Source organism: Pseudomonas sp. Irchel s3f10 (assembly GCF_900187515.1).
In the GTDB taxonomy this organism is placed as follows: Bacteria; Pseudomonadota; Gammaproteobacteria; order Pseudomonadales; family Pseudomonadaceae; genus Aquipseudomonas; species Aquipseudomonas tensinigenes.
This window is the reverse complement of sequence record NZ_FYDZ01000006.1, coordinates 95,350-121,064: the sequence shown is the minus strand read 5'-3', so window position 1 is coordinate 121,064 and position 25,715 is coordinate 95,350. Positions and strand designations below refer to the sequence as shown.

Sequence of the window (25,715 nt, the reverse complement as noted above, 5' to 3'; positions counted from 1 at the left end):
AATCCGATGCGTGTGTGGTTTTTGAGTGCTGGCCTGGCCTTGATGTGCATGGCCCAGAACGCAGCGGCGGGTACTGTCCTGATCGTTGGCGATAGTATCAGCGCCGGTTTCGGACTGGATACCCGCTTGGGGTGGGTGTCGTTGCTCGAACAACGGCTCAAACAGGAGGGTTTCGACGACAAAGTGGTCAATGCCTCCATCAGCGGCGACACCAGTGCCGGAGGCCAGGCGCGCCTGCCCGCGCTGCTTGCAGAGCATAAGCCGGAACTGGTGATCCTCGAACTGGGTGGCAATGATGGCTTGCGCGGAATGCCGCCAAATCAATTGCAACAAAATCTTGCCTCGATGATCGACAGCTCGCGTCAGAGCGGGGCCAAGGTGCTGTTGCTCGGCATGCAGCTGCCGCCCAATTACGGCAAGCGTTACACCGATGCCTTCGCCGAGGTCTACGGCAAACTCGCCGACGATAAAAAGATCCCGCTAGTGCCGTTTTTCCTCGACGGCGTGGGCGGTCATCCGGACCTGATGCAGGCCGATGGTCTGCACCCGGCGGCCGGGGCTCAGGGCAAGTTGCTGGAAAATGTCTGGCCGACGCTAAAACCGCTGTTATGAGGCTTTTCTAAGGGCAGGCTTTCGGCTAATGTGGCGCCCCCTTATTTGGAGCCCCCGATGTCGCGTTCTGCCTGGTCCCTGTTTGCCTACCAACTGATCGAGCCTGACGAGCAGCTGGATCTGTTCGCCTGCCAGGAAGTGCGGGTGCATCTGGTGACGCGGCAACTCGAACTCGGTGGCTCGGCTGATCGCACTCTGTGCGGCAGTCTGTTGCCAGCGCAGCCACGCTGGTCGAGTGTGGATCGCCGGGTGTTTCAGGATCAGCGCCTGTGTTCGTTGTGCCGGGCTATTCTGGAATCGCAAAAGCGCGGCACCTCGCCGATCTGGCCGGAGCTGCGTTTCGAGCTTTAAGGTCAAAAGATCGCAGCCTGCGGCAGCTCCTACAAGGAAGGGCGTACACCTGTAGGAGCTGCCGCAGGCTGCGATCTTTTCAAGGCCTGACGCGGTCCATCGGGCTGTCTCCCCCAATATTCAAAGTGCGGTGTACAATCGCGCCCTTATACCCTTGTTGATCATGCGAAGGATTTTCCGGATGTTGCCGCGCTTTCCTGCCGTCACCCGCTGCCTGTCACTTGCCGCCCTGTGTGTGGCCGGTCCCGTTGCTGCATTGGAGTTTCCCCTGCCACCACCCGGTGAAGACATCATCGGCCAAGTGCAGGTGATCAAAGCCAAGTACGAAGACACTTTCGCCGATCTGGGCACGAAGTACGATCTGGGTTACTCGGAAATGGTCGCGGCCAACCCGGGCGTCGATGCCTGGTTGCCGGGCGCTGGCACCGAAATCGTTTTGCCGACCCGTTTCATTCTGCCGCCGGGCCCGCGTGAAGGCATCGTCATCAACCTCGCCGAATACCGCCTCTACTACTTCCCGAAAGGCAAGAACGTGGTTTATACGTTCCCGCTGGGTATCGGTCGTGAAGGTTGGGGCTCGCCAATCGCCCACACCTCGATCATCGCCAAGACGCCAAACCCGACCTGGACGCCTCCAGCGTCGATCAAGGCGGAACACGCCGCCGACGGTGATCCGCTGCCAAACGTAGTACCGGCCGGCCCGGACAATCCGCTGGGTCCGTTCAAGTTCACCTTGGGCACGCCGGGTTACCTGATCCACGGTTCGAACAAGAAATTCGGTATCGGCATGCGCACGAGCCACGGCTGCTTCCGCATGTTCAACAACAACGTGCTGGAAATGGCCGGCATGGTCCCGGTCGGTACGTCTGTACGCATCCTCAACGATGCCTACAAGTTCGGCAGCAGTGGCGGCAAGGTCTATCTGGAAGCGCACACGCCGATCGACGACAAGGGCAACCCGTCAGTGGTCGACAAGCACACTGCGGTGATCAACGCGATGCTCAAGCGTGAAGACGTCACCAGCAACCTGCGTGTGAACTGGGATGTGGTGCGTGATGTGGTCGCAGCCGAAGATGGCCTGCCAACGGAAATCGGCACACCGAGTACCTCGGCGCCTATGGTCTCGAGTACACCGATCGACTTGCAGCAATAAGTCGGGGTGCAGAACCCGCCGATGCGTGGAGCGTCGGCGGGTTTTTTATTGCCCGGGGAAAAGCATCGGACATAAAAAAGCCGACCCGAAAAATCGGGTCGGCTCGATAACAACCCCGAAGGATTATTACTTGCGGCTAGCTTTGTCCAGCATGCGCAGAGCACGCTCGTTAGCTTCGTCAGCAGTCTGTTGTGCTTTTTGAGCAGCAGCCAGAGCTTCATCAGCTTTACGGTAAGCTTCGTCTGCACGAGCCTGGGAGCGAGCAGCTGCGTCTTCAGTAGCGGTCAGACGTGCTTCGGTTTCTTTCGATGCGCTGCTGCAACCGGTAGCCAGAACTGCGGCCAGAGCCAGAGCAGAGAATTTCAGAACGTTGTTCATCGTGTTCCCCTTCAAGGACTTTCAATTAAGTGGCTGTCTCCTCACGATTGAGGAAATAGCCGGCGTACATACTACCCATTACTTGTAGTAAGTAAACTGACGTAAGGCAAGAAGCAAAAAAAATTGTAGGCGTTGATTCTTTTTCGAGCAACTTTTAACTGCGCTGTTTAAAAAATATACAGCTGCAAGCCCCGAGCTGAGCGAGTTAATGCGAAAAAGTTCCCGTTGCCACGTGCTGTTTTTGCAGTCTTGGCTAAAGTCTTTCTAGATGAATACGTCGACACTTTTGTTCCGAATTTGCGTGCTGCTTCGCTTATCTTTGTGCATGTTGAGGTGACTTTAAAAAAGGCTGCACGTCTTAAGTCTCAACATCCGGCAATGTTCAGGTGACCGGTTTGGCAAGATCTTCTTCCAGGCCCACCCTGCGTCCATCGGAGCAACCCACGCCAACTCGCTTGATGACGAGCGTACCTTGAGCATTTTTGCCAATGGTGCCTACTATTTATCAGGTGCCAGGTTGCGCGAGATCGGTGTGGCTCTTCTCGGTGTCCATCAGGCACGGGGTGGCGTAGATGTTCCTTCGCCGGAAAAACATCGGTAAGGTAGGGGTCAGAATTCAAGACCCGCGAGGAGTAGTGATGAGCGAGGCGTTGTCCATCCACCATGACCAGGCTGGTCATCAGTTCGAGACCAATGTGGACGGTCATCGTGCCTACCTGACCTATATGGATCTGGGGAAACAGACCCTGGATATCTATCGCACCTTCGTGCCTAACGCCCTGCGTGGCCGTGGCATTGCCGCAGCGCTGACCGAGAGCGCGCTGCAGTACGCCGAAGAGATGGGTTACACGGTGATCCCGTCCTGCTCTTACGTCGAGCGCTACATGGAGCGCCATCAGCGCCGCGCCGCCAAGATCTGAATCGCACACACAAAAACGCCGGGCAATGCCCGGCGTTTTTTTATGCCAGTAAAACGCTGATCAGCTGCGCTGGCGTTTCGGCAACACGTCCTTGAGCTTGGCGTGCATGCTGCGCAGGGTGTTCTCGGTGGCGGACCAGTCGATGCAGGCATCGGTGATCGACACGCCGTATTGCAGGTCGGCGAGGTCTTTTGGAATCGCCTGGCAACCCCAGTTCAGATGACTCTCGACCATCAAACCGATAATCGACTGGTTGCCTTCGAGGATCTGGTTGGCAACGTTCTCCATCACCAGCGGTTGCAGGGCCGGATCCTTGTTGGAGTTGGCGTGACTGCAGTCGACCATGATGTTCGGCTTGATCTTCGCCTTGTTCAGCGCCTGTTCGCACAGGGCAACGCTGACCGAATCGTAGTTCGGCTTGCCGTTGCCACCGCGCAGCACCACGTGACCGTAGGCGTTGCCTTTGGTGGTGACGATCGACACGCCACCTTCCTGGTTGATACCGAGGAAACGATGCGGGCTGGAGACCGACTGCAAGGCGTTGATCGCCACCGTCAGACCGCCGTCGGTACCGTTCTTGAAGCCGACGGCCGAGGACAGGCCGGAAGCCATTTCCCGGTGAGTCTGCGATTCAGTGGTACGCGCGCCAATGGCCGACCAGCTGATCAGGTCCTGCAGATACTGCGGGGAGATCGGGTCGAGGGCTTCGGTCGCGGTTGGCAGGCCTTTTTCGGCCAGATCCAGCAGCAACTGACGACCGATGTGCAGACCGTCCTGGATCTTGAACGAGTCGTCCAGGTACGGATCGTTGATCAGGCCTTTCCAGCCAACGGTGGTCCGTGGCTTTTCGAAATACACGCGCATGACCAGATACAGGGTGTCGGAGACTTCCGCCGCCAGCACCTTGAGGCGATCGGCGTATTCGTGGGCAGCCTTGATATCGTGGATCGAGCACGGGCCGATCACTACGAACAGACGGTGGTCGGTGCCATCAAGAATGTTGCGAATGACTTCGCGGCCCTTGGTGACGGTGCGCAGGGCAGCATCGCTCAGAGGGATATCACGCTTGAGCTGATCGGGAGTGATCAGGGTCTCGTTAGAGGCGACGTTTAGGTCGTTGATCGGTAAATCAGCCATCGTTTACTCGTCAGGTCACGGGTGCCGGCCGCCAGCGATCCCCGCGCGGCGGAGCACAGCAGATTAAAGCGCGTCGGGGAGCGGAACCTTAGCGCGTAAAGCGCCTGCTCGACAATGGGCAAAAGGTGCTTTAGTCCAGCGCTGGCTGCGCAAAAGCCTTGCGCACGCTGTCGTGGGAGAACTCGTCGGCATGTTGCTCGACCCATTGCAGGGCCACCGCCTGAATTTCCTGCAGGTCATCGTGGGTTTCGTGCATGCGGCAGTAGCGCTCGATCTGACACACTTGTTCACCCATTCGCGCGCTGAACAGCGTCTGCTCATCGGTGAAGGCGATGCCCACCAGATAGCCTTTTTTACGCCGTAGGCACCATGCCACATAGCCCGGATAACAGATGTCGGCGTTGAGTGTCGGCATGCGCACTTGCAGCGCTGTGCCATGACGCCAGGCACGGTGGTAATTGCAAGCGATGCCGCCGAGGCTGATAGTGTGCAGCTGTTGCCTGGAAATACACTCAGGCTTGAGCAAGGTTAATTCAACCGGCACCTCGTCCGGATGAGGAATGAAACGTCCCATGAGCACAGACTCCCTGTGTCGGTCATTTGACATTGTTTCCCCCAGTATAGTGGTCGAATCCGAACTGACCGATTTCGACGCCGATCAACGGCTATTGGCGATGAGCGGCGTTTCGCTGGTGATTTTCACCAGTGTCGGCTGCGCCAGTTGCCGTTATGCCCGCGAGGTGTTGCCGGGACTTGATCTAGCCATCAATCAGTTGTGCTGGATCGATGCCGGCGACAACGGCGGGTTGGTCGAGCGCTATCAGGTCTTTCATTTGCCGGCGCTGTTTGTGGTGCGCGACGGTGAGTTCTTTGGGGCATTGCACACGCGCCTGACGGCCGATGCGTTGAACGCGGCGCTGGTGCAGGCACTGGGTCGAGTTGCAGAGGAGTTGCCATGATGGGGGCAGTGAATAAACCGGTCGTAGGGATTATCGGTACCGGCGCAATTGGGGGTTTTTACGGTGTGATGCTGGCGCGTGCCGGTTTCGATGTGCACTTTCTGTTGCGCAGCGAGTTTTCGGCGGTGGCTGAGCGCGGTCTGCAAATCAACAGCGCGGTGCATGGCCCGCTGACGTTGCATCCGGCGCAGGCCTATTCGTCGGCCGAAGACATGCCCAAATGTGACTGGCTGTTGGTGGGGGCAAAAACCACCAGCAACGCCGGCCTCGCGCCTTCTATCATTCAAGCGGCCAAACCGGATGCGAAAGTGTTGGTGCTGCAAAACGGTCTCGACGTCGAAGACAGTTTGCGTGAACTGCTCCCCGATTCCCTGCATCTGCTGGGCGGTTTGTGCCTGATCTGTGTACACCGCGAAGGTCCCGGACAAGTCACCCATCAGGCGCTCGGCGCGGTCAACGTTGGCTATCACAGCGGCCCGGCCATGGATGATGGCGCGCGCATGGTGATTGTCGAGGAGGGCTGCGGGTTGTTCCGCGCTGCCGGAATCGATTCCCAGGCAATGCCCAATCTGCAACAGGCGCGCTGGCAGAAACTGGTGTGGAATATTCCCTACAACGGACTCTCGGTGTTGCTCGGTGCAGGCACCACGCCGTTGATGGCCGATGCCGACAGCCGTGCGTTGATCCAGGCGTTGATGGCCGAAGTGGTGCAAGGCGCCAAGGCCTGTGGCCACGATATACCGCCGGGATACGCCGACTATCTGTTCATGATGACCGAGAAAATGCCCGACTACTGGCCGAGCATGTACCACGACTTTCTACATAAACGGCCGCTGGAGCTGCAAGCGATCTACGCTCGACCATTGGCGGCAGCGAAAGCCGAGGGTTGTGAGTTGCCGCGCATCGAAGCGTTGTATCGCAATTTAAGTTTTATCGACCGGCGCAACGTTTAAGCCGGTCGCTCTGGGGGAAGGCATGGCCAAGAACATCGATGACAAACTGGTGCTGGCGATTTCGTCGCGCGCCTTGTTCGACCTGAGCGAGAGCCACAAGGTCTATCTGTCGAGCGGCGTTGAAGCCTATCGGCAATATCAGATCGAGCACGAAGACGAAATTCTGGCACCCGGCGATGCCTTCCCGCTGGTGGAAAAACTTTTGGCGCTCAACAGTCGCCTCGGCCGCGCACGGGTCGAGGTGATTCTGGTCTCGCGCAACAGCGCCGACACCGGCCTGCGCGTGTTCAACTCGATTCACCATTACGGTCTGGCGATTTCCCGCGCGGCGTTTGTCGGCGGGCGCAGTCCGTATCCGTATCTGAAAGCCTTCGGTTGCGACCTGTTTTTGTCGACGCATGCTGAAGACGTGCGCGCGGCACTGGACGCCGGTTTCGCCGCAGCAACGATTCTGTCCGGTGGCGCCAGTCGCGCGGCCAGCGACGAATTGCGCATCGCTTTCGACGGTGATGCGGTGATTTTTTCCGATGAATCGGAGCGCGTTTATCAGTCCGGCGGGCTGGAAGCGTTCCAGGCCAAGGAGCGTGAGTCGGCCCGCGAGCCATTGCGCGGTGGGCCGTTCAAAGGCTTTCTGGCGGCGCTCAATTTGCTCCAGCGGGAATTCCCCGACGATGATTGCCCGATCCGTACGGCGCTGGTCACCGCGCGTTCGGCGCCAGCGCATGAGCGGGTGATCCGCACCTTGCGTGAGTGGGACATTCGCCTCGACGAGTCACTGTTCCTCGGCGGCCTGACCAAATCGGCATTCCTCGAAGCGTTTGCCGCCGACGTGTTTTTCGACGATCAGGCCGGCCACTGCGAACTCGCCCGCGAAGTCGTTGCCACTGGCCACGTGCCGCACGGCATCAGCAACGAACCGTCGATCTAAAGCCCTTTGGTTCAAGACGTTGCGTCGCCCGTCGTAGTCGCCAAGGCACTGCTAAGCTGAATCAAATCTCCGCCATGTTGGCACGCGAGGAGGTCATATGATTCGTTCGATGCTGTATGCCACTGACCTCGGTCTGTACGCCCCGTTAGTGATGCAGCATGCCCTGGCGTTGGCGCGAACGTTCAATGCCGATTTGTATGTGGTGCACGCGGTGGAGCCGATGGGGCTGTTTGCCGAATCGGTGTTGCAAAGTTATCTGGACGAGCAGGCATTGAACGAATTTCACAGCCAGGGTCTGAAAACAGTCATCGCCAATATCGAGCAGCGGGTGCTGGATAGTTTTCGCGAAGAACTCGGGGATGAAGGTGAGCAGGATCTGCAGCGGATTCGCGCGGTGCGCGTGGTGCAGGGCGATCCGTCACAGGTGATCCTCGACCAGGTGCAAAAACTCTCTGTCGATTTGCTGATCGTCGGCAGTCACAGTCATGGGGTGGGCGCGGAAACACCGTTGGGGCGCACGGCGGCGCGGGTCCTGCAATTGGCCAAGGTGCCGGTTTATCTGGTGCCGTTAGTGGAGCGCCGGCGGCGGGAGGATCGCTGAAGCAGGAATAATGGCGCTTTGATAAAAAAGTTCTAGATTTATTCTCCAAACCATTAATATAGTTATATACCGTCGCTGATGCCCGTGGCGTCTACCTGCTTTGAGGGATACATATGAAGCTTCAACAATTGCGCTACATCTGGGAAGTGGCGCACCACGACCTCAACGTTTCCGCTACAGCCCAAAGCCTCTACACCTCGCAACCGGGCATCAGTAAACAAATCCGCCTGCTGGAAGACGAACTCGGCGTCGAAGTGTTTGCCCGCAGCGGCAAACACCTGACCCGCGTGACCCCGGCCGGCGAGCGCATCATCACCACTGCCGGTGAGATTCTGCGCAAGGTCGAGAGTATCAAGCAGATCGCCCAGGAATTCTCCAACGAGAAAAAAGGCACCCTGTCGATCGCCACCACTCACACTCAGGCACGTTATGCGCTGCCACCGGTGATCAGCAATTTCATCAAGCAATACCCCGACGTGGCGCTGCACATGCACCAGGGTTCGCCGATGCAGATCGCCGAAATGGCTGCTGACGGCACCGTCGATTTTGCCATTGCCACCGAAGCGCTGGAGCTGTTCGGCGATCTGGTGATGATGCCGTGCTATCGCTGGAACCGTTGCGTGGTCGTGCCCCAGGGCCACCCGCTGACCAAGCTGCCGAAGCTGACCCTGGAAGCACTGGCCGAATACCCGATCGTGACTTACGTGTTCGGTTTCACTGGCCGTTCGAAACTCGACGAAGCTTTCAGTCATCGCGGCCTGACGCCGAAAGTGGTGTTCACTGCGGCCGACGCCGACGTGATCAAAACCTACGTGCGTCTGGGCCTGGGCGTGGGCATCGTCGCTAAAATGGCGGTCGACACCAAACTCGATAGCGATCTGGTGGTGCTGGATGCCAGCGAATTGTTCGAATCGAGCATCACCAAGATCGGCTTCCGTCGTGGCACTTTCCTGCGTGGTTTCATGTGCGACTTCATCGAGAAGTTCGCCCCGCACCTGACTCGCGAAGTCATGGCCAAAGCCATCCAGTGCCACAACAAGCAGGAACTGGAAGAGCTGTTCGACGGCGTCGAACTGCCCGTCCACTAAGCAATTGCCTCAGAGCACCTCGGTGACAGCGAACTGTTGCCGGGTGCCTGCCACCAGAATCTCCACCTCATCACCTTCGCACTTGCCCAGCAGGCTTTTGCCCAGCGGCGAGCGAGGGGTGATGACGGTAATTGGCTGACCGACCACATCGACTTTCAGGCCTGCCGCATCGGGCGCCAGAAACAGCCATTGCTCGCGACCCTTTTCATCTTCCAGACCAAGCAGGGCGCCGACTTCGATGCCACGGTTTTCGTCATAGGCACGCAGCGTCAGGTTCTGGCACAGCGCCAGTGACTGACGGATTTCCTCGACTCTTTTTGCTTGCCCGGCCGCCAGATACGACGCCTCAAGCCCAAGCGTGTCGTACTTGTTCTCGGCGATGTTTTCTTCGTGGGTCGCGGTTTCGTAAGCGGTTTGCGCGGCGCGTTCGGCGATGTCGAGATCGATGCGCAGTTTGTCGAGAATCAGTTGGTGGACGATGTGCTTGTTCATGATCAATCGCAGAATTGCAAAACGTTGGCGCGGGATTTTTCGCTGGGAGCCGTCTGATCCTGTTGCAACCAGAACTGGCATTTTGGATTCGACTGATTACGAATGCTGCTGCGAGCCTGATCCATGCGCACTTGCTGCTCGCTCTTGCGCAGGTTTTCTTCGTACTGTTGGAACAGCGGGCTCTGCGGCGGGATATCCGGCTGCACCTGCACCGCCGGTGGATTGGCCAGTTGTTGCACCGCCTGGGCAACCGGTGCCAGTTGTTCTTTGAACAGCAAATGCGACAGCAGCCAGCAGGTCAGCGCAATGGCGACGAAGCCCAGCCACATGCCCAAGGCAATACTGCCGGTCAAATGCAGCGCGCTAAGCTGAACAGGCAAAGGACGGCGCGGGTTGGGACGGTAGGGCATGGCTGCCTCCTGGCGGATGATGACGGGCAAGTAGCGATTGTCGCACGAAGATTAATCGCCGTCGGCTCTTCTGCGCGAGGTCATTTATGCGGACAATCGGCGCTTTTGCCAACGGGAGTCTTGAATGCCTGAATTGAAACCCCGCTGGGATATTTTCTGCACCGTGGTCGACAACTTTGGCGACATCGGCGTGACCTGGCGTCTGGCTCGGCAATTGGTGGCTGAGCATGGTTTGGCGGTGCGCTTGTGGGTCGATGATCTGCGCGCATTCGAACGCATTTGCCCGGCGATCGATATAAGCGCCGCACAGCAATCGCAACAAGGCGTCGAAGTGCGGCACTGGCCGGTTGAGTGGGTGCACACGGATGCGGCGGATGTGGTGATTGCCGCGTTTGCCTGTCAGTTACCGAGTGATTACATGGACGCGATGGCAGGGCGTGAACAGCCGCCGCTGTGGATGAACCTAGACTATCTCAGCGCTGAAGACTGGGTGATCGGCTGTCACGGGTTGCCGTCGGTCAAATACAAATCGGTGCAGAAGTTCTTCTTCTTTCCGGGATTTCAACCGGGTACTGGCGGGCTGTTGCGTGAGCGAGGATTGCTCGAGCAGCGTCGGCAATTTCAGCAGGATGCCGAGGCTCAGCGCCAATTCCTGCAAGGCCTCGGGATCGATCGTGCGCCTGACGCCCAGCTGATTTCGCTGTTTGCCTACGAGAATGCCGGGCTGGCCAGTTGGCTGGACGTTTTGGCCGCGGACACCGCGCCGACTCATCTGCTGGTGCCGGAAGGGCGGATTCTGGGTGATGTGGCGCGCTGGCTCGAGGTAGAAGCCCTGGCGGTCGGTGCGATTCATGTGCGTCAGTCGCTCACCGTACAAGTGCTGCCGTTCGTCCGACAGGATCAATATGATCACGTGCTCTGGTGCTGCGATTTCAACGCGGTGCGCGGTGAGGACTCGTTCGTCCGCGCGCAATGGGCGGGGCGACCGATGCTCTGGCACATCTATCAGCAGGACGAAGACATCCATCTGGATAAGCTCGACGCCTTCCTCGCGCTCTATACAAAAGGCCTTTCACCGGCCGCTGCCGAGGCGATGAACGGTCTCTGGCAGGCCTGGAGCGCCGGCCGGCCAATCGGTGAACACTGGCTCGCGGCCCGTAATCATTGGCCAGAACTGCAGGAGAATGCCGAGGCGTGGTGTCTGGAACAAGGCTTGCAGGCCGATCTTGCCGCAGCGCTGGTACAGTTTTACCTAAATTGGATATGATACGCGGCCTAGATTTTTGTAAATCCCATCCAAATTCGGATATTCGCAATGAAAACTGGTAAAGAACTGAAACCCGGTACCGTGATCCGTCTCGAGAACGATCCTTGGCTGGTTCAGAAAGCTGAATTCACCAAGTCGGGCCGTAACAGCGCGATCATGAAGACCAAGCTGAAAAACCTGCTGACCGGTTACAAGACCGAGATCGTTTACAGCGCTGACGACAAACTGGACGACGTGATCCTCGACCGCAAAGAAGCGACCCTGTCCTTCATCAGCGGCGACACTTACACGTTCATGGACACCACTGACTACACCATGTACGAGCTGAACGCTGAAGACATCGAAGCTGTTCTGCCTTTCGTTGAAGAAGGCATGACCGATGTTTGCGAAGCGATCTTCTTCGAAGAGCGTCTGGTTTCCGTAGAGCTGCCGACCACCATCGTGCGCGTAGTTGACTACACCGAAGGTTCGGCTCGCGGCGACACTTCCGGCAAAGTCATGAAGCCAGCCAAGCTGGCTAACGGTACCGAGCTGCAAGTTGCTGACTTCATCGAAATCGGTGACAAGATCGAAATCGACACCCGCGAAGGCGGTTCCTACAAAGGCCGTGCCAAATAAGCACTGCTTTTTACGGAAAGAAAAAGCCCGACCATTGAGTCGGGCTTTTTTGTGCCTGGGTTCTGAGATTCACATTACCCCTGTGGGAGCGAGCCTGCTCGCGAAAGCGGTGTGTCATTCAATGAAGTGTTGTCTGACAGGACGCCTTCGCGAGCAGGCTCGCTCCCACAATGGGACTGCGGTTATTTCAGATGTTCCTTCAGCTCCTGCGAAGCCTGCAGCATCGCCGAACGCACCGCCGGCACCTGGCTGACCACGTTAAGCAAACCGTAATCGTGAATCATGCCGTTGTAGCGCACCGACGTCACCGCCACGCCGGCCTCATCGAGTTTGCGCGCATACGCTTCACCTTCATCACGCAGCACATCGGCGCCGGCGGTCTGCACCAGCGCGGGCGGCAAGCCCTTCAGTTGTGCAGTGGTGGCCCGCAGCGGCGACGCGTAGATCTCGTTTCGCTGCTTGGCGTCGGTGGTGTAGTTGTCCCAGAACCACTTCATCATGTTGCGCGTGAGGAAGTGCCCTTCGGCGTACTGATTGTAGGAGCCGGTATCGAAATTGGCGTCCGTCACTGGCCACAGCAGCACTTGGAATTTGATCGCCGGAGTGCCTTTGTCTTTGGCCATCAGTGCAACCACAGCCGCCATGTTGCCGCCGACACTGTTGCCCGCCACGGCCAGACGCTTGCCGTCGACATTGATCTCTTTGCCGTGCTCGGCGACCCACTTCGTCGCGGCGTAAGCCTGGTTGATCGCCACCGGGTAATGCGCCTCCGGGGAAGGCGTGTAATTGACGAACACCGCCGCCGCTCCCGAACCCACCACCAGATCCCGCACCAGCCGCTCGTGCGTCGGGAAATCACCCAGCACCCAGCCACCGCCGTGGAAGAACATGAACACTGGCAGCTCGCCCTTGACCCCGGCCGGCCGGACGATGGTCAGGCTCAACGGTTGGCCATCGACCTGGATGGCCTTCTCGCTGACGTCCGCTTTGGGCAGCGTCAACTTGACCCCGGACTGCGCACCGACCAGCACGGCGCGGGCATCTTTGGGCGTCAGCTGTTCCATCGGTTTGCCGGTGCCGGCATTCAGCACATCGAGAAATGCCTGAGTGTTGTGTTCGACATCACCGGCGAAAGCGCTGTGGATAGACAGGGCGAGAAGGGTACCGGTCAAGACTTTGCTGAAAGTGTGCATGTTCATTTCCTGTTCGGGCCTGAGGTATCAGCAGTTAAACGGTGACGTGCAGACGCACATCGACGTTGCCGCGGGTGGCGTTGGAGTACGGGCAGACCTGGTGAGCAGCGTCGACCAGCGCTTGAGCGTCGGCCTGTTTCAGACCTGGCAGGCTGATGTGCAGATCGATGTCCAGACCGAAGCCGCCAGGGATCTGGCCGATACCGACGTGGGCGGTGATCGAGGCGTCGTCAGGGATTTTGCGTTTGGTCTGGCTGGCGACGAATTTCAGAGCGCCGATGAAGCAGGCCGAGTAGCCAGCCGCGAACAGTTGCTCTGGGTTGGTCGCCGCGCCGCCGGCACCGCCGAGTTCTTTCGGGGTGGCGAGTTTGACGTCGAGGATGTTGTCGCTGGAGATCGCACGACCATCACGGCCGCCAGTGGAGGTTGCGATTGCGGTGTAGAGAGTTTGCATGGTGTGAGCCTCATTGAGTATGTTTTTGTGCGCTAATTGTTTGCGCGCTAAGTAAGTGCGAGATGAATGTATCGCGCGAATATTTAGTGTGCAAGATAAATTTTTGAAAAAGCTGCACTTCCACGGAGGGGCGGGTATGAGAGGGTGGCTGTAAGGCTTGAGTTAGAGCGGATTGCGCGGTAGATCAGGCGGTAAAAATATTTTGCTGGCGATGAAATCAATGTGGGAGCGAGCCTGCTCGCGAATGCGCTGTATCAGTCACCATTCATATCGACTGACACTACGCATTCGCGAGCAGGCTCGCTCCCACAGGGACTGTGTGGAGGTCAGATCAGGCTTTCTTGCAAGTGACTGCGCAGCGCCTGCAACTCTGCTTGCAGGTTTTGCAGGCGTTCCAGGGAGAAGCCGCTGGCGCCGAGGATGCATTGCGGGACCGTCTGGGCTTTTTCTTTCAACGCGCGGCCTTGTTCGGTCAACTCGACAATCACCACGCGCTCATCCTCACGGCTGCGCGTGCGACTCAGTAAGCCTTCAGCCTCCAGGCGTTTGAGCAGCGGCGTCAGCGAGCCTGGATCGGTCAGCAACCGTGAGCTGATTTCTCCGACGGTCAAACCATCCTTCTCCCACAGCACCATCATCGCCAGGTACTGCGGGTAGGTCAGATTCAAGGCTTGCAGCAGCGGCTTGTAGACCTTGGTCATCATCAGCGAAGTGGAATGCAGGGCGAAGCACGCCTGATTGTCGAGGAGCAGGTCGTCGCAGGTGTCGCGTTCGGAAGTCATGTCAAAGCCTTGTTCGATGATGGGCATGAATCTAGCGCTCGAATCTTTAATGCGCCAGATAATTCTCCGTGTTTAATGCCTGCCCAGATCTCGCTGCAACGCCAGATCCCAAGGCGGCACCGGACTGAAGCGGGTCTTGAGATATTCAAGCAACAAGCGGCTGCGCGAGTTGGTTTGTTGCTCCATGCGCAGCGCGTAGATGCCGGTGGACTCCGGTTTCGGCAGGCCGTTTTCGCAGAACAGTGGCAACAGTTCGCCGCGCAACAGGTATTCGCTGGCCAGCCACGTTGGCAGATGCGCGATGCCCAAGCCGGCCAGAGCGCCGCAGACCAGGGCCTCGGCATTGTTGGCGCTCATGCGGATGCGCGCCGGACGGTGCAATTGCATCTGCCCGTCCTGTTCGAAGCGCCAGGCGAAGGGTGGGGCGAGGCCTTCCCAGTCCAGGCCATCATGTTCATGCAACTGCGCGGGCGTGTTTGGCATGCCTCGGCGCTGCAGATAATCGGCGCTGGCGCAGGCAATGCGCACCATGCTCGCCAGCGGTGTGGCCACCAGTCGCGTATCCGCCATCTGCCCGGCCCGCAGCACCAGATCGACTTTGCCCAGGTTCGAGCCGCCCATGTCGACGAAACTGTCGATCAAGTGCAACTGCACGTCCAGCCCCGGGTACAGGACAAGAAAGTCAGCAATCACCGGCGCCAGATGTCGGCGCCCGAACGCGGCGGGGGCATCGATGCGAATCAAGCCTTCCGGCGCACTGCTCAGCGACACAGCTTCGGCGCGGGCCAGTTGCAATTCGGCGACTATCCGCCGCGCGCGTTCGGCAAACGCCAGGCCTGCCGGCGTTGCGCGCACGGCATGGGTGCTACGGACAAACAACTGGCTGCCAACGGCGCTTTCCAGACTGTCGATCCGGCGCGCCACGGCCGAAGGTGTCAGCGGATGACGGCGCGAAGCGGCAGAAAAACTGCCGCTCTCCAGCACATCGAGAAACAGCCCGAGTTGATCGGTCAATTGATTGGGATTCATGGTTGGCAACGCCTGTGCGAAATCGGCATAGCCATTGTGCGTTGCTATGCGTTTCCCCGCCAGCCGTGACTGCGTAGGATGAATCGCCTGACGTGAGAGGAATTTGCTGTGATGGAGTTTGTGTTGTACCTGCTGTTCGGCGCCGCACTTGGCACACTTGGCGGCATCTTCGGCATCGGCGGCGGTTTGATTGCCATTCCGTTGCTTGGCGTGTGGTTTGGTCTCGATCAGCAGATCGCCCAAGGCACGGCGCTGGTCATGGTTGTACCCAATGTGATGCTGGCGCTATGGCGTTATCACCAGCGCAATCGCATCGAACTGCGGCACGCGCTGCCCTTGGCGGTGATGGGTTTTTGCTTTGCGTGGATCGGTTCGATCTGGGCGGTGGGCATTGATGCGCAAACCATGCGCATCGGATTTGTCGCGTTCCTGGTGGTGCTCTCGGCGTACAACCTGCTGAAGATGTTCGGCAAGCCACCCGCTGCGACGTCTGAAATGCGCTATTCCTGGCCGTGGCTTGGCGTGCTCGGCGCGGCGTCAGGGACCATGGGCGGTTTATTCGGTGTCGGCGGCGCGGTGGTGGCAACGCCGGTGCTGACCAGCCTGTTTGGCACCACGCAAGTGGTTGCTCAAGGCTTGTCGCTGGCGCTGGCTTTGCCCAGTACCGGCGTGACCCTGGTGACCTACGCGGTGCACCACGAAGTGGACTGGATGATCGGTCTGCCGCTGGCCATCGGTGGCCTAGCGAGCATCAGTTGGGGAGTGAAAGTCGCCCACGCGATGCCGGAAAAACTCCTGCGCGGGCTGTTCTGCGGTTTCCTGGTGCTGTGTGCGGTGATGCTCGCGTTTAAAGTTTGAAGCCTTCGACGATGTGCTCGGCCAGGCACTCGGTGATCGGCGACGGATTGTTCAGGTTGCGGATCAGCATGATGCTGGCCTCGGGCAGCAGCGGCAGATCCTCGGCGGCGCCGAGAATGCGCATGTCCGGGGTGATCAGACTCTCCAGTTGCGCGGTGATCGCCAGACCGGCGCTGACCACTGCCATCAACGCCGAGAGGCTGGTGCTGTTGTAAGCGATGCGGTAATCGCGGCCCATCGCATCCAGCGCATTACACGCCCACAAGCGGCAGAAGCAATCACTGTTGAACATCGCCAGGGGCAGCGGGGTTTGTTCGTGGGCACTGAAATTCTGCGCTTCGGCCCAGACGAAACGCTCCTTGCGCAACAACTGGCCGATCTCGTTGCCCGGCTCGCGGGTAACGATCGACAAGTCCAGATCGGTGCGTTGCAACAATTGCTTGGTCGACTCGCAATGCACTTCGATCTGGATCAGCGGATAGAACTGCGCGAACCGCGACAGAATCCCCGGCAGAAAGCGCATCACGTAATCGTCAGGCGTGCCGATGCGCACCGTGCCGACCATGTGCGGCTCGCGCAAGGTGTTGAACACTTCGCTGTGCAACTTGAGGATGCGCCGCGCGTAACCGAGCAGTACCTGGCCTTCAGCGGTCAGGCGCACCTGGCGGCCGTCGCGCTCGAACAACTGTCGCTGCAAGACATCTTCTTCCAGACGCTTCATCTGCATGCTCACCGCCGATTGTGTGCGGTTGACCATTTCGCCGGCGCGGGTGAAGCCGCCCTGATCGGCAATCGCGACAAAGGTGCGCAGGACATCGGTATCGATACTGGGGTAAGCCGACAATTGATGAATCTCCGTGATGCATGCCATCAGAAACATTCGTTGGATTGATCTTAGCGCCGGCGTGAGACTTGAGCCATCCACAAAGGAGGCAACACGATGAAAGGTCAAAGAGAGTATGTAGACGAAGCAAAATTTTCCGGCCACGGCCATATCGTTTCCGACCTGCTGCACAAGTTTAGCCGCTGGTACGAACTGCACCGTGAACGCGAGTTGCTCGCCAGTCTGAGCGACGAAGCGTTGAAGGACATCGGCGTCAGTCGTGCCGACGTTGAACACGAAGCCGTGCGGCCGTTCTGGGATGACCCGATGCATAAATGACCCGCTGCATAAATGATGAGCAGAGCGCTACACAAACCAACTTCGAGTGAGGTAGGTTGCGAGCAGACAAGGAGATGCTCATGCCCGCAACAGTATCCTTTTCCCTCAAACAGGCGCGACGTCTGGCGCTGGCGGCCCAAGGCTTCAACGGGCGCCAGCCGCCGACTGTCAAGGCCACCCACGTCAACCGGCTGATCGAACGGCTGGGCCTGCTGCAAATCGACTCCGTCAACGCCGTGGTGCGCTCGCACTACCTGCCGCTGTTTTCCCGTCTCGGTGCCTACTCTGCTGATTTGCTCGACCAGGCTGCCTGGAGTTCGGGGCGACGTCGTACGCTGTTTGAATACTGGGGACATGAAGCGTCATTGTTGCCGCTGTCGATGTATCCGTTGATGGCTTGGCGGATGCAGCGAGCCAGGCGCGGCGAGGATATCTATCAGCAACTGGCGAAATTCGGTCGTGAGCAGCAGGACGTGGTTCGCCGGGTCTTGAGTTCGGTGGAAGAGCAGGGCGCGTTAGGCGCCGGCAGTTTGTCGACCCGCGAAGACAAGGCCGGGCCATGGTGGGACTGGAGCGCGGAAAAGCATGCGCTGGAGTGGCTGTTCGCGGCGGGTGAAGTGACGGTGGCGGGGCGGCGTGGTTTTGAGCGTTTGTATGATTTGCCGGAGCGGGTGATTCCCTCTTCAATTCTGCAGCAAGCATTGCCTGATGAGGCTGAGGCGCAGCGTGGCTTGCTGTTGCATGCGGCGCAGGCATTGGGTGTCGGCACCGAAAAAGACCTGCGCGATTACTTTCGCCTGAATCCGGCGGATGCGCGTCCACGTCTGGCGGAGTTGGTCGAGGCTGGGCAATTGCAGCTGTGCGAAGTCGCCGGTTGGCGGCAGATCGCCTATTGCCTGCCGGAGCCGAAAGTCCCGCGCAAGGTGATGGCAAGTGCGCTGTTGTCGCCGTTCGATTCGTTGATCTGGGAGCGCAGCCGCACTGAGCGTTTGTTCGATTTCCGCTATCGGCTGGAGATTTATACGCCGCAGGACAAGCGGGTCTACGGCTATTACGTGTTGCCGTTTCTGCACAACGAGCGGATTGCCGCGCGGGTTGATCTGCGTGCCGAGCGGGCGGCGGGGCAGTTGGCGGTGCATGCGGTGCACGAGGAAGAGCCGGGACTGGATGAGGAGGGGATGTTGGCGCTGGCGCTGAACTTGCGGCAGATGGCGGATTGGTTGGGGCTGGCGCGGGTGCAGCTCAATTGTCAGCGTGAGAGTGCGGCGCGGTTGCGGGTGGCATTGGCACAGATTGGGGGCGACTGAACCGGCCTCTTCGCGAGCAGGCTCGCTCCCACATGGGTTTGTATACGACACAAATCCCCTGTGGGAGCTAGCCTGCTAGCGATTTCAGGCGACGCGGTCTAGCGGCGAACCTGCTTGAGGGTTTCAGCAATCAAAAACGCCAATTCCAGAGACTGATCGGCATTCATCCGCGGATCACAGTGGGTGTGATAGCGATCCGACAACCCGTCTTCAGTAATCGGCCGCGCACCACCGATGCACTCGGTGACATTCTGTCCGGTCATCTCGATGTGAATGCCGCCGGCATAACTGCCTTCCGCTTCGTGCACCTGGAAGAACTGCTTCACCTCGCCAAGGATCTGCGCGAAGTCGCGGGTCTTGTAGCCGCTGCTGGCCTTGATGGTGTTGCCGTGCATCGGGTCGGAACTCCACAGCACTTGCTTGCCTTCACGCTGCACCGCGCGGATCAGCGCTGGCAAATGATCGCCGACCTTGTTTGCGCCCATCCGCGCAATCAGGTTGAGGCGCCCCGGATCGTTGTCCGGGTTGAGCACGTCGATCAGGCGGATCAGATCGTCCGGGTCCATGCTCGGGCCGACTTTCACGCCGATCGGGTTGTTCACGCCACGGAGGAATTCAACGTGCGCGCCGTCGAGCTGACGGGTACGGTCACCGATCCACAGCATGTGCGCCGAGCAATCGTAGTAATCGTTGGTCAGGCTGTCGCGGCGTACGAAGGCTTCTTCGTAGTTCAGCAGCAACGCTTCGTGGGCGGTGAAGAAGCTGGTTTCACGCAATTGCGGCGAGCTGTCCATGCCGCAGGCGCGCATGAATGCCAGGGTTTCATCGATGCGGTCGGCGAGGTGGCTGTACTTCTCGGCCAGCGCCGAGTTGGCGATGAAATCCAGATTCCATTTGTGCACCTGATGCAGGTCGGCAAAACCGCCTTGGGCAAACGCGCGCAGCAGATTCAGCGTGGCGGTGGATTGGTGGTAGGACTGCAGCAGACGCTCCGGATCCGGCACGCGGCTTTTCTCGTCGAAACCGATGCCGTTGACGATGTCGCCCCGGTAGGCCGGCAGGGTCACGCCGTTGATGGTCTCGTCGTTGGCCGAGCGCGGCTTGGCGAACTGACCGGCCATGCGCCCGACCTTGACCACCGGGCAACCGGCGGCGAAGGTCATGACGATCGCCATTTGCAGCAACACTTTAAAGGTGTCGCGAATTTTTGCCGCAGAGAACTCGGCGAAGCTTTCCGCACAATCGCCGCCCTGCAACAGGAAGGCTCGGCCCTGGGTGACTTCGGCAAACTGTCGGCGCAGTTCGCGCGCTTCACCGGCAAACACCAGCGGCGGATAACTGGCCAGGGTTTGCTCGACCTGGCGCAGGTGCGCGGCGTCGGGGTATTGCGGTTGTTGCTGGATCGGCAGGGCGCGCCAGCTGTCAGGGCTCCACGGTTGGCTCATCACGGTCTCTAAGGTTCTACGCACGGAAGGCCATGTTAGCAGCAATTAGTGCGTGACCTGCTCCCGCCCCATCGCCGACAATCGCCGCTTTGCCACGGCGCCACAGCGGTGCCATCGCGTCACCGCGCCCGGTGACCATCAGGAGACGAAATGACTGAGGAGCGCGTCGAGCATCTGCTCGCCGAAGTACAGGATGAGTTCGGCGTGATTCGCGTGCTGGAAGTGGCTGATTACCGCTTTCTCGAGTTCGGCGATGCCATCGAGCAAAGCTGCGTGTTCACCGCCGACCCGAGCTGGCTCGAATACGATTACACCCGGGCGATGCTGATCGGCGCGTTGTGCCATGAGCAGCCGGAGAGTGCGCTGTTTCTCGGGCTCGGCGCTGGAACGCTGACTCAGGCCTGCCTCAAGTTTCTGCCGCTGGACGATGTCGAAGCCATTGAACTGCGTCCGGATGTGCCGCGCCTGGCCATCGAATACCTTGGCCTGGATGATGATCCACGGTTGTATATCCGCGTCGGCGATGCGCTTGAATTGCTGCCAACGGCAGAGCCTGCGGATCTGATTTTCGTCGACCTGTACACCGATGTCGGCCCGGGCGTCGGGCATCTTGCCTGGAGTTTTCTCGGTGATTGCCAGAAACGTCTGAATCCGGGTGGCTGGCTGGTGATCAACCAGTGGGCCACCGATGATGGCAAGCCGTTGGGTGCGGCGTTGTTGCGTGGGCTCTATCACCGGCATTACTGGGAGCTGCCGGTGAAGGAGGGCAATGTGATTCTGATTGTCCCGGCGGACCTCGATCAGGTGCTGGACATGCAGGCGCTGACTGCCCGGGCCGAAGCGCTGGCGCCGCGGTTGGGGTATTCGTTGCAGTCGTTGATCAACAGTATTCGCCCGGCCACCTGAGGCTGCTGGCCTTGCTGGCCCTATCGCGAGCAGGCTCACTCCTACATTGAAATGCGTTCCCTTGTAGGAGTGAGCCTGCTCGCGATGGCGTCATGGCAGGCGCCAAATTTTTCAGATCCCCTTGAAGACTCCAGGCCGCCGCTCCACCAGCGACCTCACCCCCTCCTTGGCATCTTCACTGGCCAGCAACTTCTTCACCAGCGCTGGCAAACCCTGCGCCGCCGCCGTTTCACCTTCATACCGAGCCTGCCGCGCCGACATCAACGTCGCCTGCACCCCCAACGGCGCCTGCCGGGCAATCCGTTCGGCCAACGCAATCGCTCGCGGCAGCAGGTCTTCACTGGCCATCACTTCCTGCACCAACCCTAGGCGCAACGCATCGTGAGCATCGAACTCATCGCCGGTCAGCAACCAGCGCATCGCATTGCCCCATCCGGCGATCTGCTGAAAACGTAAAGTCGCGCCACCAAAAGGAAAGATCCCACGCTGAACTTCCATTTGCGCGAAACGGGTATTGCTCGCACAGAGATTGATATCTGCCGCCAGCATCAACTCGATACCGATGGTCAGGCAGTAACCTTGCGCGGCGACGATCACCGGTTTGCTTACCCGTGGCCCGACGAAAACACCCCACGGGTCGCATCCGCCGGTCGGAACCTGCCAGCCTTGGGCCAAAGCCGAGCTGGCGTTGACCAGATCCAGACCAGCGGTAAAGTGCTCGCCATGACCAAACACCACCGCCACCCGCGCTTCGCTGTCGGCCTCGAACTCACCGTAGGCCAGGCTCAGGTCATTTAGCAGGTCGAGGTCGAAAGCATTGCGCTTGGCCGCTCGATCCAGGCCAATCAGATGGACGTGACCACGACGTTCACGGCTGACGCGGCCGGGGCAGGGCTGATTCATGGCGAAATCCTCAGGCGGGAAGGGCGGGTGCAGCGGCGGTATGCCGCACATCGATGAATCGTTTAAGCGTCATCGCCCGCAGGGCCGGGCCTTTGAAAAATAGACCTTGGCGCGATTATCCGCAAAACCCCGTTACACAGCGGTGACACAGGTATTTTGACGATAAAAAAAGCTCCCTTTTTGGGCAAAATCCGGTATAGTGCGCGCCGGCCTTTAACCGGGCCGCGTTTAGGTAGCGCATTTCCCGAAGTCAGCTTCGGCTGCACGTCCGCATTGCGGGCTCTTCCCGGACGATTCTTTTTTTCATTCATTCGTTTTCGCAAATCCCCGCCGACAAAGCTGCCAGGGCGACTCTTGAGTCTCAACACGGCATGCGCAGCTTTGGAGCATGGGTCTTTGCGGATGCACTTAGAGGCAGACCCATGACCCAGGAAACCGGCGGATTCGCCGCTTTTAATCTTAACCCGAATATTCTTGCAGCCGTCGCAGCGACCGGCTACGAAGAGCCTTCGGCGATTCAGCAGCAATCGATCCCGATCATCATGGCCGGCCAGGACATGATTGGCCAGGCGCAAACCGGTACCGGTAAAACCGCCGCGTTCGCACTGCCTATCCTGCACCGCATCGATCCTGCCAAGCGCGAACCGCAAGCCCTGATCCTGGCGCCAACTCGTGAGTTGGCGCTGCAAGTAGCAACCGCTTTCGAAACCTACGCCAAGCAAATGCCGGGCGTTACCGTTGTGGCCGTTTACGGCGGCGCGCCGATGGGCCCACAACTGAAAGCAATCCGTAATGGCGCACAGATCGTTGTCGCCACTCCGGGCCGTCTGTGCGACCACCTGCGTCGCGACGAAAAAGTTCTGTCGACCGTGAACCACCTGGTTCTCGACGAAGCTGACGAAATGTTGAAACTGGGCTTCATGGATGACCTGGAAGTCATCTTCAAGGCTCTGCCAGCGACCCGTCAGACCGTTTTGTTCTCGGCTACCCTGCCGCAGTCGATCCGCGCCATTGCCGAACGCCACCTGCGCGATCCGCAACACGTGAAGATCCAGACCAAGACCCAGACCGTTACCGCGATCGAACAGGCTCACCTGTTGGTTCACGCTGACCAGAAGACTTCGGCCGTTCTCAGCTTGCTGGAAGTGGAAGACTTCGACGCTCTGATCATGTTCGTGCGCACCAAGCAAGCGACCCTGGATCTGGCCAGCGCCCTCGACGCCAAAGGCTACAAAGCCGCGGCGCTGAACGGTGACATCGCCCAGAACCAGCGTGAGCGCGTCATCGACTCGCTGAAAGATGGCCGTCTGGACATCGTTGTCGCGACCGACGTTGCTGCTCGTGGTCTGGACGTTCCGCGCATCACTCACGTGTTCAACGTTGACATGCCGTATGACCCAGAGTCCTACGTTCACCGTATCGGCCGTACCGGCCGTGCCGGTCGCGAAGGTCGTGCACTGCTGCTGGTGACTCCACGTGAGCGCCGCATGCTGCAAGTGATCGAGCGTGTAACCGGTCAGAAAGTCGCTGAAGTTCGCCTGCCGGACGCTCAAGCTGTTCTCGATGCGCGCATCAAGAAACTGACCAACAGCCTGTCGCCGCTGGTCGCTGATGCCGAATCGACTCACGGTGAGCTGCTCGATCGTCTGACTGCAGACATCGGTTGCACCCCGCGTGCCCTGGCTGCTGCGCTGCTGCGCAAAGCCACCAACGGTCAAGCGCTGAACCTGGCGGCGATCGAGAAGGAACGTCCACTGGTGCCGAATAACGCACCGCGTGGCGACCGTCCTGAGCGCACCGGTGATCGTCCTGATCGTGGTGACCGCGAGCGTCGCGCGCCAATGCCTCTGGGCGAAGGCCGTGCTCGTTGCCGTACCGCGCTGGGTGCGCGTGACGGTATCGCTGCGAAAAACCTGCTGGGCGCGATCCTCAACGAAGGCGGTCTGGCCCGTGAAGCGATCGGTCGCATCCAGGTGCGTGACAGCTTCAGCCTCGTCGAGCTGCCGGAAGATGGTCTGGACAAACTCCTGACCAAACTGAAGGACACTCGCGTTGCCGGTAAGCAGCTGAAACTGCGTCGCTATCGCGAAGATTGATCCGCCCTTGGGCTGATTGATCGAACATAAAAAATCCCCGACTGGTTCGGGGATTTTTTTTGCCTGATTTTTGCCTTTGTGGGAGCGAGCCTGCTCGCGAAGGCGTCAACCGAAACGATAAATATCCATGCCCAGCGCACCCATCGTGAAGCCCTTGTGCGCCACGCTGAACTCACCGCCCGCGCCCCGGGCAAAATACAGCGGCAACAAATGCTCATCACTCGGATGGCTACGCACTGCATTTGGCGCCTGCTGGCGGTAATCATGCAGCGCCGCCTCATCGTCGGCCGCGAGCTTCTCGATCACCCAGTCACGGAAATCCCGCGCCCATGGCTCGACACTTTCCGGGCCGGCGTGCCAGTCGAGTTCACGCAGGTTGTGGGTGATGCTGCCAGAGCCGATCAGCAAAATGCCTTGATCACGCAGACTCGCCAGCGCGCGGCCGACCCGGGTTTGCAGCGCCGGGCCAGCACGACTCGGCAGGGAGACCTGCACCACCGGGATATCTGCTTGCGGGTACATAAGCGACAACGGTACCCAGACACCGTGATCGAACGGGCGTTGCGGATCGAGGCGTGCTGGAAGATTGTTGGCAGTCAACAGTGCGGCGACCTCCGCAGCCAGTTGCGGATTGCCCGGCGCCGGGTACTGCACTTCAAACAACGCGCGGGGGAAACCACCGAAGTCGTGCCAGGTTTCCGGTTGCGCATGGCTGCTGACGAGCAGTTCGTGGCTTTCCCAATGCGCAGAAACAATCACGATGGCTTTGGGTTTCGGTAATTCGGCGGCCAGATGCGCCAGCGCCGGGCCACTGGCGCCGGGCTCCAGCGCCAGCATGGGCGAACCATGGGAAATAAACAGGCTGGGAAACATGATGGGTTCCTGAGCGTTAAGATGAACTCATCTTCAGTCAGTTCACTGATCTAAATCTAATATAAGTTTTGATGCTTTTTGATCGAATTATTGGGAGTGATACATGCAGCCTGAGTTTTGGCACAAGAAGTGGGCTTCCGGGCAGATTGGTTTTCATCTGCCCGAGGTGAACCCGTATCTGCAGCGGCACTGGGCGGCACCTGAAACGGCGCGAGTGCTCGTGCCTTTGTGTGGGAAAAGTCTGGATCTGGCGTGGCTGGCAGGGCGCGGTCATCAGGTGCTCGGAATCGAACTGTCGGAAAAGGCTATCGAGGACTTTTTCAGTGAGCATCAGATACAGCCACAGATCAGCGAGAACGGCGTATTCAAAGTCTATCGCGGTGACGCTATCGAGTTGTGGTGCGGGGATATCTTTGCGCTGACAGCGAGTGATGTGGCCGATTGCGCGGCGATATACGACCGTGCCGCGCTGATTGCCTTACCGGCGCCGATGCGTGAGCTTTATGCGGCGCATCTTCAGCAAATTCTCCCGCAAGGGGTACAAGGGCTGTTGATTACGCTGGATTACGATCAGGCGCAGATCCCGGGGCCGCCGTTTGCAGTGGGGGATGATGAGGTGCAGCGGTTGCTGGGGGATGTCTGGCAGGTGCAGGTGCTGGAAGAGCAGGATGTGCTGGGGGAGAGCGGGAAGTTCCTGCAGGCGGGTGTGACGCGGCTTGAGGAGCGGGTTTACCGCGTTTCTTCCCGATAGATTTTTGCTGACAGTGCCGGCCCTTTCGCGAGCAGGCTCGCTCCCACATTGGATGGGTGTTCGCAAGGCTCGTGTGGGAGCGAGCCTGC

General features: G+C 59.3%; 30 protein-coding genes. 17 read left to right on the top strand and 13 right to left on the bottom strand.

Translation table 11 applies throughout. From position 1 onward, the window contains the following. The first annotated feature begins 6 nt into the window (after window positions 1-6). From CKW17_RS15310 to CKW17_RS15300, 3 genes are all read left to right on the top strand, one after another. The gene (locus CKW17_RS15310) at window positions 7-612 is read left to right on the top strand and encodes an arylesterase (RefSeq protein WP_007908573.1); all 606 of its coding nucleotides are present in this window, start codon (window positions 7-9) and stop codon (window positions 610-612) included. Window positions 613-669: 57 nt separating this feature from the next. Then, window positions 670-963: a hypothetical protein gene (locus CKW17_RS15305; protein ID WP_007908575.1), complete on the top strand. Its 294-nt coding sequence runs from the start codon at window positions 670-672 to the stop codon at window positions 961-963. A 181-nt stretch (window positions 964-1,144) separates the two neighbouring features. After that, on the top strand, window positions 1,145-2,116 hold the full coding sequence (locus CKW17_RS15300; RefSeq protein WP_095120484.1) for a L,D-transpeptidase family protein: 972 nt from the start codon (window positions 1,145-1,147) through the stop codon (window positions 2,114-2,116). Window positions 2,117-2,242: 126 nt separating this feature from the next. Here CKW17_RS15300 and oprI read toward each other — a convergent pair whose 3' ends face one another. Further along, window positions 2,243-2,494 carry an outer membrane lipoprotei OprI gene (gene oprI / locus CKW17_RS15295; RefSeq protein ID WP_003199355.1) on the bottom strand — a complete coding sequence of 84 codons (252 nt, stop codon included), beginning with the start codon at window positions 2,492-2,494 and terminating at the stop codon, window positions 2,243-2,245. Window positions 2,495-3,132: 638 nt separating this feature from the next. Here oprI and CKW17_RS15290 point away from each other — a divergent pair. Next, complete coding sequence (locus tag CKW17_RS15290; protein WP_003226804.1) at window positions 3,133-3,414, top strand: GNAT family N-acetyltransferase; 282 nt, start codon at window positions 3,133-3,135, stop codon at window positions 3,412-3,414. Between the two features lie 60 nt (window positions 3,415-3,474). Here the strand turns inward: CKW17_RS15290 and CKW17_RS15285 are convergent, their stop codons facing one another. Both CKW17_RS15285 and CKW17_RS15280 read right to left on the bottom strand, forming a co-directional pair. After that, window positions 3,475-4,551 (bottom strand): 3-deoxy-7-phosphoheptulonate synthase, encoded by a 1,077-nt coding sequence (locus tag CKW17_RS15285; protein ID WP_007908583.1) that lies wholly within the window; start codon window positions 4,549-4,551, stop codon window positions 3,475-3,477. Between the two features lie 130 nt (window positions 4,552-4,681). Further along, window positions 4,682-5,125 (bottom strand): PilZ domain-containing protein, encoded by a 444-nt coding sequence (locus tag CKW17_RS15280; protein WP_064120260.1) that lies wholly within the window; start codon window positions 5,123-5,125, stop codon window positions 4,682-4,684. On the opposite strand from CKW17_RS15280, the gene CKW17_RS15275 reads away from it, so the two are divergent. The 5 genes from CKW17_RS15275 to cysB all read left to right on the top strand — a co-directional run bounded on the left by CKW17_RS15275 (window position 5,124) and on the right by cysB (window position 9,080). Beyond that, complete coding sequence (locus CKW17_RS15275) at window positions 5,124-5,510, top strand: co-chaperone YbbN (RefSeq protein ID WP_095120483.1); 387 nt, start codon at window positions 5,124-5,126, stop codon at window positions 5,508-5,510. The two genes, CKW17_RS15280 and CKW17_RS15275, sit on opposite strands and share 2 nt — an antisense overlap. Next, window positions 5,507-6,463 (top strand): putative 2-dehydropantoate 2-reductase, encoded by a 957-nt coding sequence (locus CKW17_RS15270; protein WP_095120482.1) that lies wholly within the window; start codon window positions 5,507-5,509, stop codon window positions 6,461-6,463. The genes CKW17_RS15275 and CKW17_RS15270 overlap by 4 nt, the downstream gene beginning before the upstream one ends. A gap of 22 nt (window positions 6,464-6,485) precedes the next feature. Next, window positions 6,486-7,391 carry a 5'-nucleotidase gene (locus tag CKW17_RS15265; RefSeq protein ID WP_034155247.1) on the top strand — a complete coding sequence of 302 codons (906 nt, stop codon included), beginning with the start codon at window positions 6,486-6,488 and terminating at the stop codon, window positions 7,389-7,391. 97 nt (window positions 7,392-7,488) lie between these two features. Next, window positions 7,489-7,992, top strand: coding sequence for a universal stress protein (locus CKW17_RS15260; protein WP_095120481.1), 504 nt, complete (start codon window positions 7,489-7,491; stop codon window positions 7,990-7,992). Window positions 7,993-8,105: 113 nt separating this feature from the next. Further along, window positions 8,106-9,080: an HTH-type transcriptional regulator CysB gene (cysB, locus tag CKW17_RS15255; RefSeq protein ID WP_008079948.1), complete on the top strand. Its 975-nt coding sequence runs from the start codon at window positions 8,106-8,108 to the stop codon at window positions 9,078-9,080. A 9-nt stretch (window positions 9,081-9,089) separates the two neighbouring features. Here cysB and CKW17_RS15250 read toward each other — a convergent pair whose 3' ends face one another. Both CKW17_RS15250 and CKW17_RS15245 read right to left on the bottom strand, forming a co-directional pair. Further along, entirely contained in the window at window positions 9,090-9,572 is a 483-nt protein-coding gene (locus CKW17_RS15250) for a GreA/GreB family elongation factor (protein ID WP_095120480.1), read from the bottom strand. A gap of 2 nt (window positions 9,573-9,574) precedes the next feature. Further along, the gene (locus tag CKW17_RS15245; protein ID WP_095120479.1) at window positions 9,575-9,982 is read right to left on the bottom strand and encodes a hypothetical protein; all 408 of its coding nucleotides are present in this window, start codon (window positions 9,980-9,982) and stop codon (window positions 9,575-9,577) included. A 124-nt stretch (window positions 9,983-10,106) separates the two neighbouring features. On the opposite strand from CKW17_RS15245, the gene earP reads away from it, so the two are divergent. Next, the gene (gene earP / locus CKW17_RS15240) at window positions 10,107-11,249 is read left to right on the top strand and encodes an elongation factor P maturation arginine rhamnosyltransferase EarP (RefSeq protein ID WP_095120478.1); all 1,143 of its coding nucleotides are present in this window, start codon (window positions 10,107-10,109) and stop codon (window positions 11,247-11,249) included. 48 nt (window positions 11,250-11,297) lie between these two features. Beyond that, entirely contained in the window at window positions 11,298-11,867 is a 570-nt protein-coding gene (locus CKW17_RS15235; protein ID WP_007908599.1) for an elongation factor P, read from the top strand. A 182-nt stretch (window positions 11,868-12,049) separates the two neighbouring features. Here the strand turns inward: CKW17_RS15235 and CKW17_RS15230 are convergent, their stop codons facing one another. The 4 genes from CKW17_RS15230 to CKW17_RS15215 form a co-directional block, all read right to left on the bottom strand. Next, window positions 12,050-13,060: an alpha/beta hydrolase gene (locus CKW17_RS15230; RefSeq protein ID WP_095120477.1), complete on the bottom strand. Its 1,011-nt coding sequence runs from the start codon at window positions 13,058-13,060 to the stop codon at window positions 12,050-12,052. 34 nt (window positions 13,061-13,094) lie between these two features. Then, entirely contained in the window at window positions 13,095-13,514 is a 420-nt protein-coding gene (locus CKW17_RS15225) for an organic hydroperoxide resistance protein (protein WP_095120476.1), read from the bottom strand. 326 nt (window positions 13,515-13,840) lie between these two features. Further along, entirely contained in the window at window positions 13,841-14,296 is a 456-nt protein-coding gene (locus tag CKW17_RS15220; protein ID WP_176470077.1) for a MarR family winged helix-turn-helix transcriptional regulator, read from the bottom strand. 72 nt (window positions 14,297-14,368) lie between these two features. Then, window positions 14,369-15,325, bottom strand: a complete 957-nt coding sequence (locus tag CKW17_RS15215; RefSeq protein WP_095120474.1) for a LysR family transcriptional regulator — start codon at window positions 15,323-15,325, stop codon at window positions 14,369-14,371. 108 nt (window positions 15,326-15,433) lie between these two features. Between CKW17_RS15215 and CKW17_RS15210 the strand changes: the two genes are divergently transcribed. After that, window positions 15,434-16,183, top strand: coding sequence for a sulfite exporter TauE/SafE family protein (locus CKW17_RS15210; RefSeq protein WP_176470076.1), 750 nt, complete (start codon window positions 15,434-15,436; stop codon window positions 16,181-16,183). On the opposite strand, the gene CKW17_RS15205 is transcribed toward CKW17_RS15210, so the two are convergent. Beyond that, window positions 16,173-17,027, bottom strand: coding sequence for a LysR substrate-binding domain-containing protein (locus tag CKW17_RS15205; protein WP_026000633.1), 855 nt, complete (start codon window positions 17,025-17,027; stop codon window positions 16,173-16,175). The two genes, CKW17_RS15210 and CKW17_RS15205, sit on opposite strands and share 11 nt — an antisense overlap. A 96-nt stretch (window positions 17,028-17,123) precedes the next feature. Between CKW17_RS15205 and CKW17_RS15200 the strand changes: the two genes are divergently transcribed. Then, window positions 17,124-17,345: a DUF1127 domain-containing protein gene (locus CKW17_RS15200; protein WP_016985493.1), complete on the top strand. Its 222-nt coding sequence runs from the start codon at window positions 17,124-17,126 to the stop codon at window positions 17,343-17,345. A gap of 80 nt (window positions 17,346-17,425) precedes the next feature. After that, the gene (locus CKW17_RS15195) at window positions 17,426-18,652 is read left to right on the top strand and encodes a winged helix-turn-helix domain-containing protein (protein WP_095120472.1); all 1,227 of its coding nucleotides are present in this window, start codon (window positions 17,426-17,428) and stop codon (window positions 18,650-18,652) included. A 98-nt stretch (window positions 18,653-18,750) separates the two neighbouring features. Here the strand turns inward: CKW17_RS15195 and CKW17_RS15190 are convergent, their stop codons facing one another. Continuing rightward, window positions 18,751-20,097, bottom strand: a complete 1,347-nt coding sequence (locus CKW17_RS15190) for a class II 3-deoxy-7-phosphoheptulonate synthase (RefSeq protein WP_034155236.1) — start codon at window positions 20,095-20,097, stop codon at window positions 18,751-18,753. A 150-nt stretch (window positions 20,098-20,247) separates the two neighbouring features. On the opposite strand from CKW17_RS15190, the gene CKW17_RS15185 reads away from it, so the two are divergent. Then, window positions 20,248-21,003 (top strand): spermidine synthase, encoded by a 756-nt coding sequence (locus CKW17_RS15185; RefSeq protein ID WP_095120471.1) that lies wholly within the window; start codon window positions 20,248-20,250, stop codon window positions 21,001-21,003. Window positions 21,004-21,114: 111 nt separating this feature from the next. Here the strand turns inward: CKW17_RS15185 and CKW17_RS15180 are convergent, their stop codons facing one another. Further along, entirely contained in the window at window positions 21,115-21,906 is a 792-nt protein-coding gene (locus tag CKW17_RS15180) for a crotonase/enoyl-CoA hydratase family protein (RefSeq protein WP_095120618.1), read from the bottom strand. A 422-nt stretch (window positions 21,907-22,328) separates the two neighbouring features. Here CKW17_RS15180 and CKW17_RS15175 point away from each other — a divergent pair, with 422 nt between their 5' ends. Beyond that, complete coding sequence (locus CKW17_RS15175; RefSeq protein WP_008088238.1) at window positions 22,329-24,002, top strand: DEAD/DEAH box helicase; 1,674 nt, start codon at window positions 22,329-22,331, stop codon at window positions 24,000-24,002. A 105-nt stretch (window positions 24,003-24,107) separates the two neighbouring features. Here CKW17_RS15175 and CKW17_RS15170 read toward each other — a convergent pair whose 3' ends face one another. Then, a complete protein-coding gene (locus CKW17_RS15170; RefSeq protein WP_095120470.1) occupies window positions 24,108-24,875 on the bottom strand; it encodes a class III extradiol ring-cleavage dioxygenase in 768 nt (255 codons plus the stop codon). Between the two features lie 103 nt (window positions 24,876-24,978). On the opposite strand from CKW17_RS15170, the gene CKW17_RS15165 reads away from it, so the two are divergent. After that, the gene (locus tag CKW17_RS15165) at window positions 24,979-25,626 is read left to right on the top strand and encodes a thiopurine S-methyltransferase (RefSeq protein ID WP_095120469.1); all 648 of its coding nucleotides are present in this window, start codon (window positions 24,979-24,981) and stop codon (window positions 25,624-25,626) included. The last annotated feature ends 89 nt before the right edge of the window (window positions 25,627-25,715 follow it).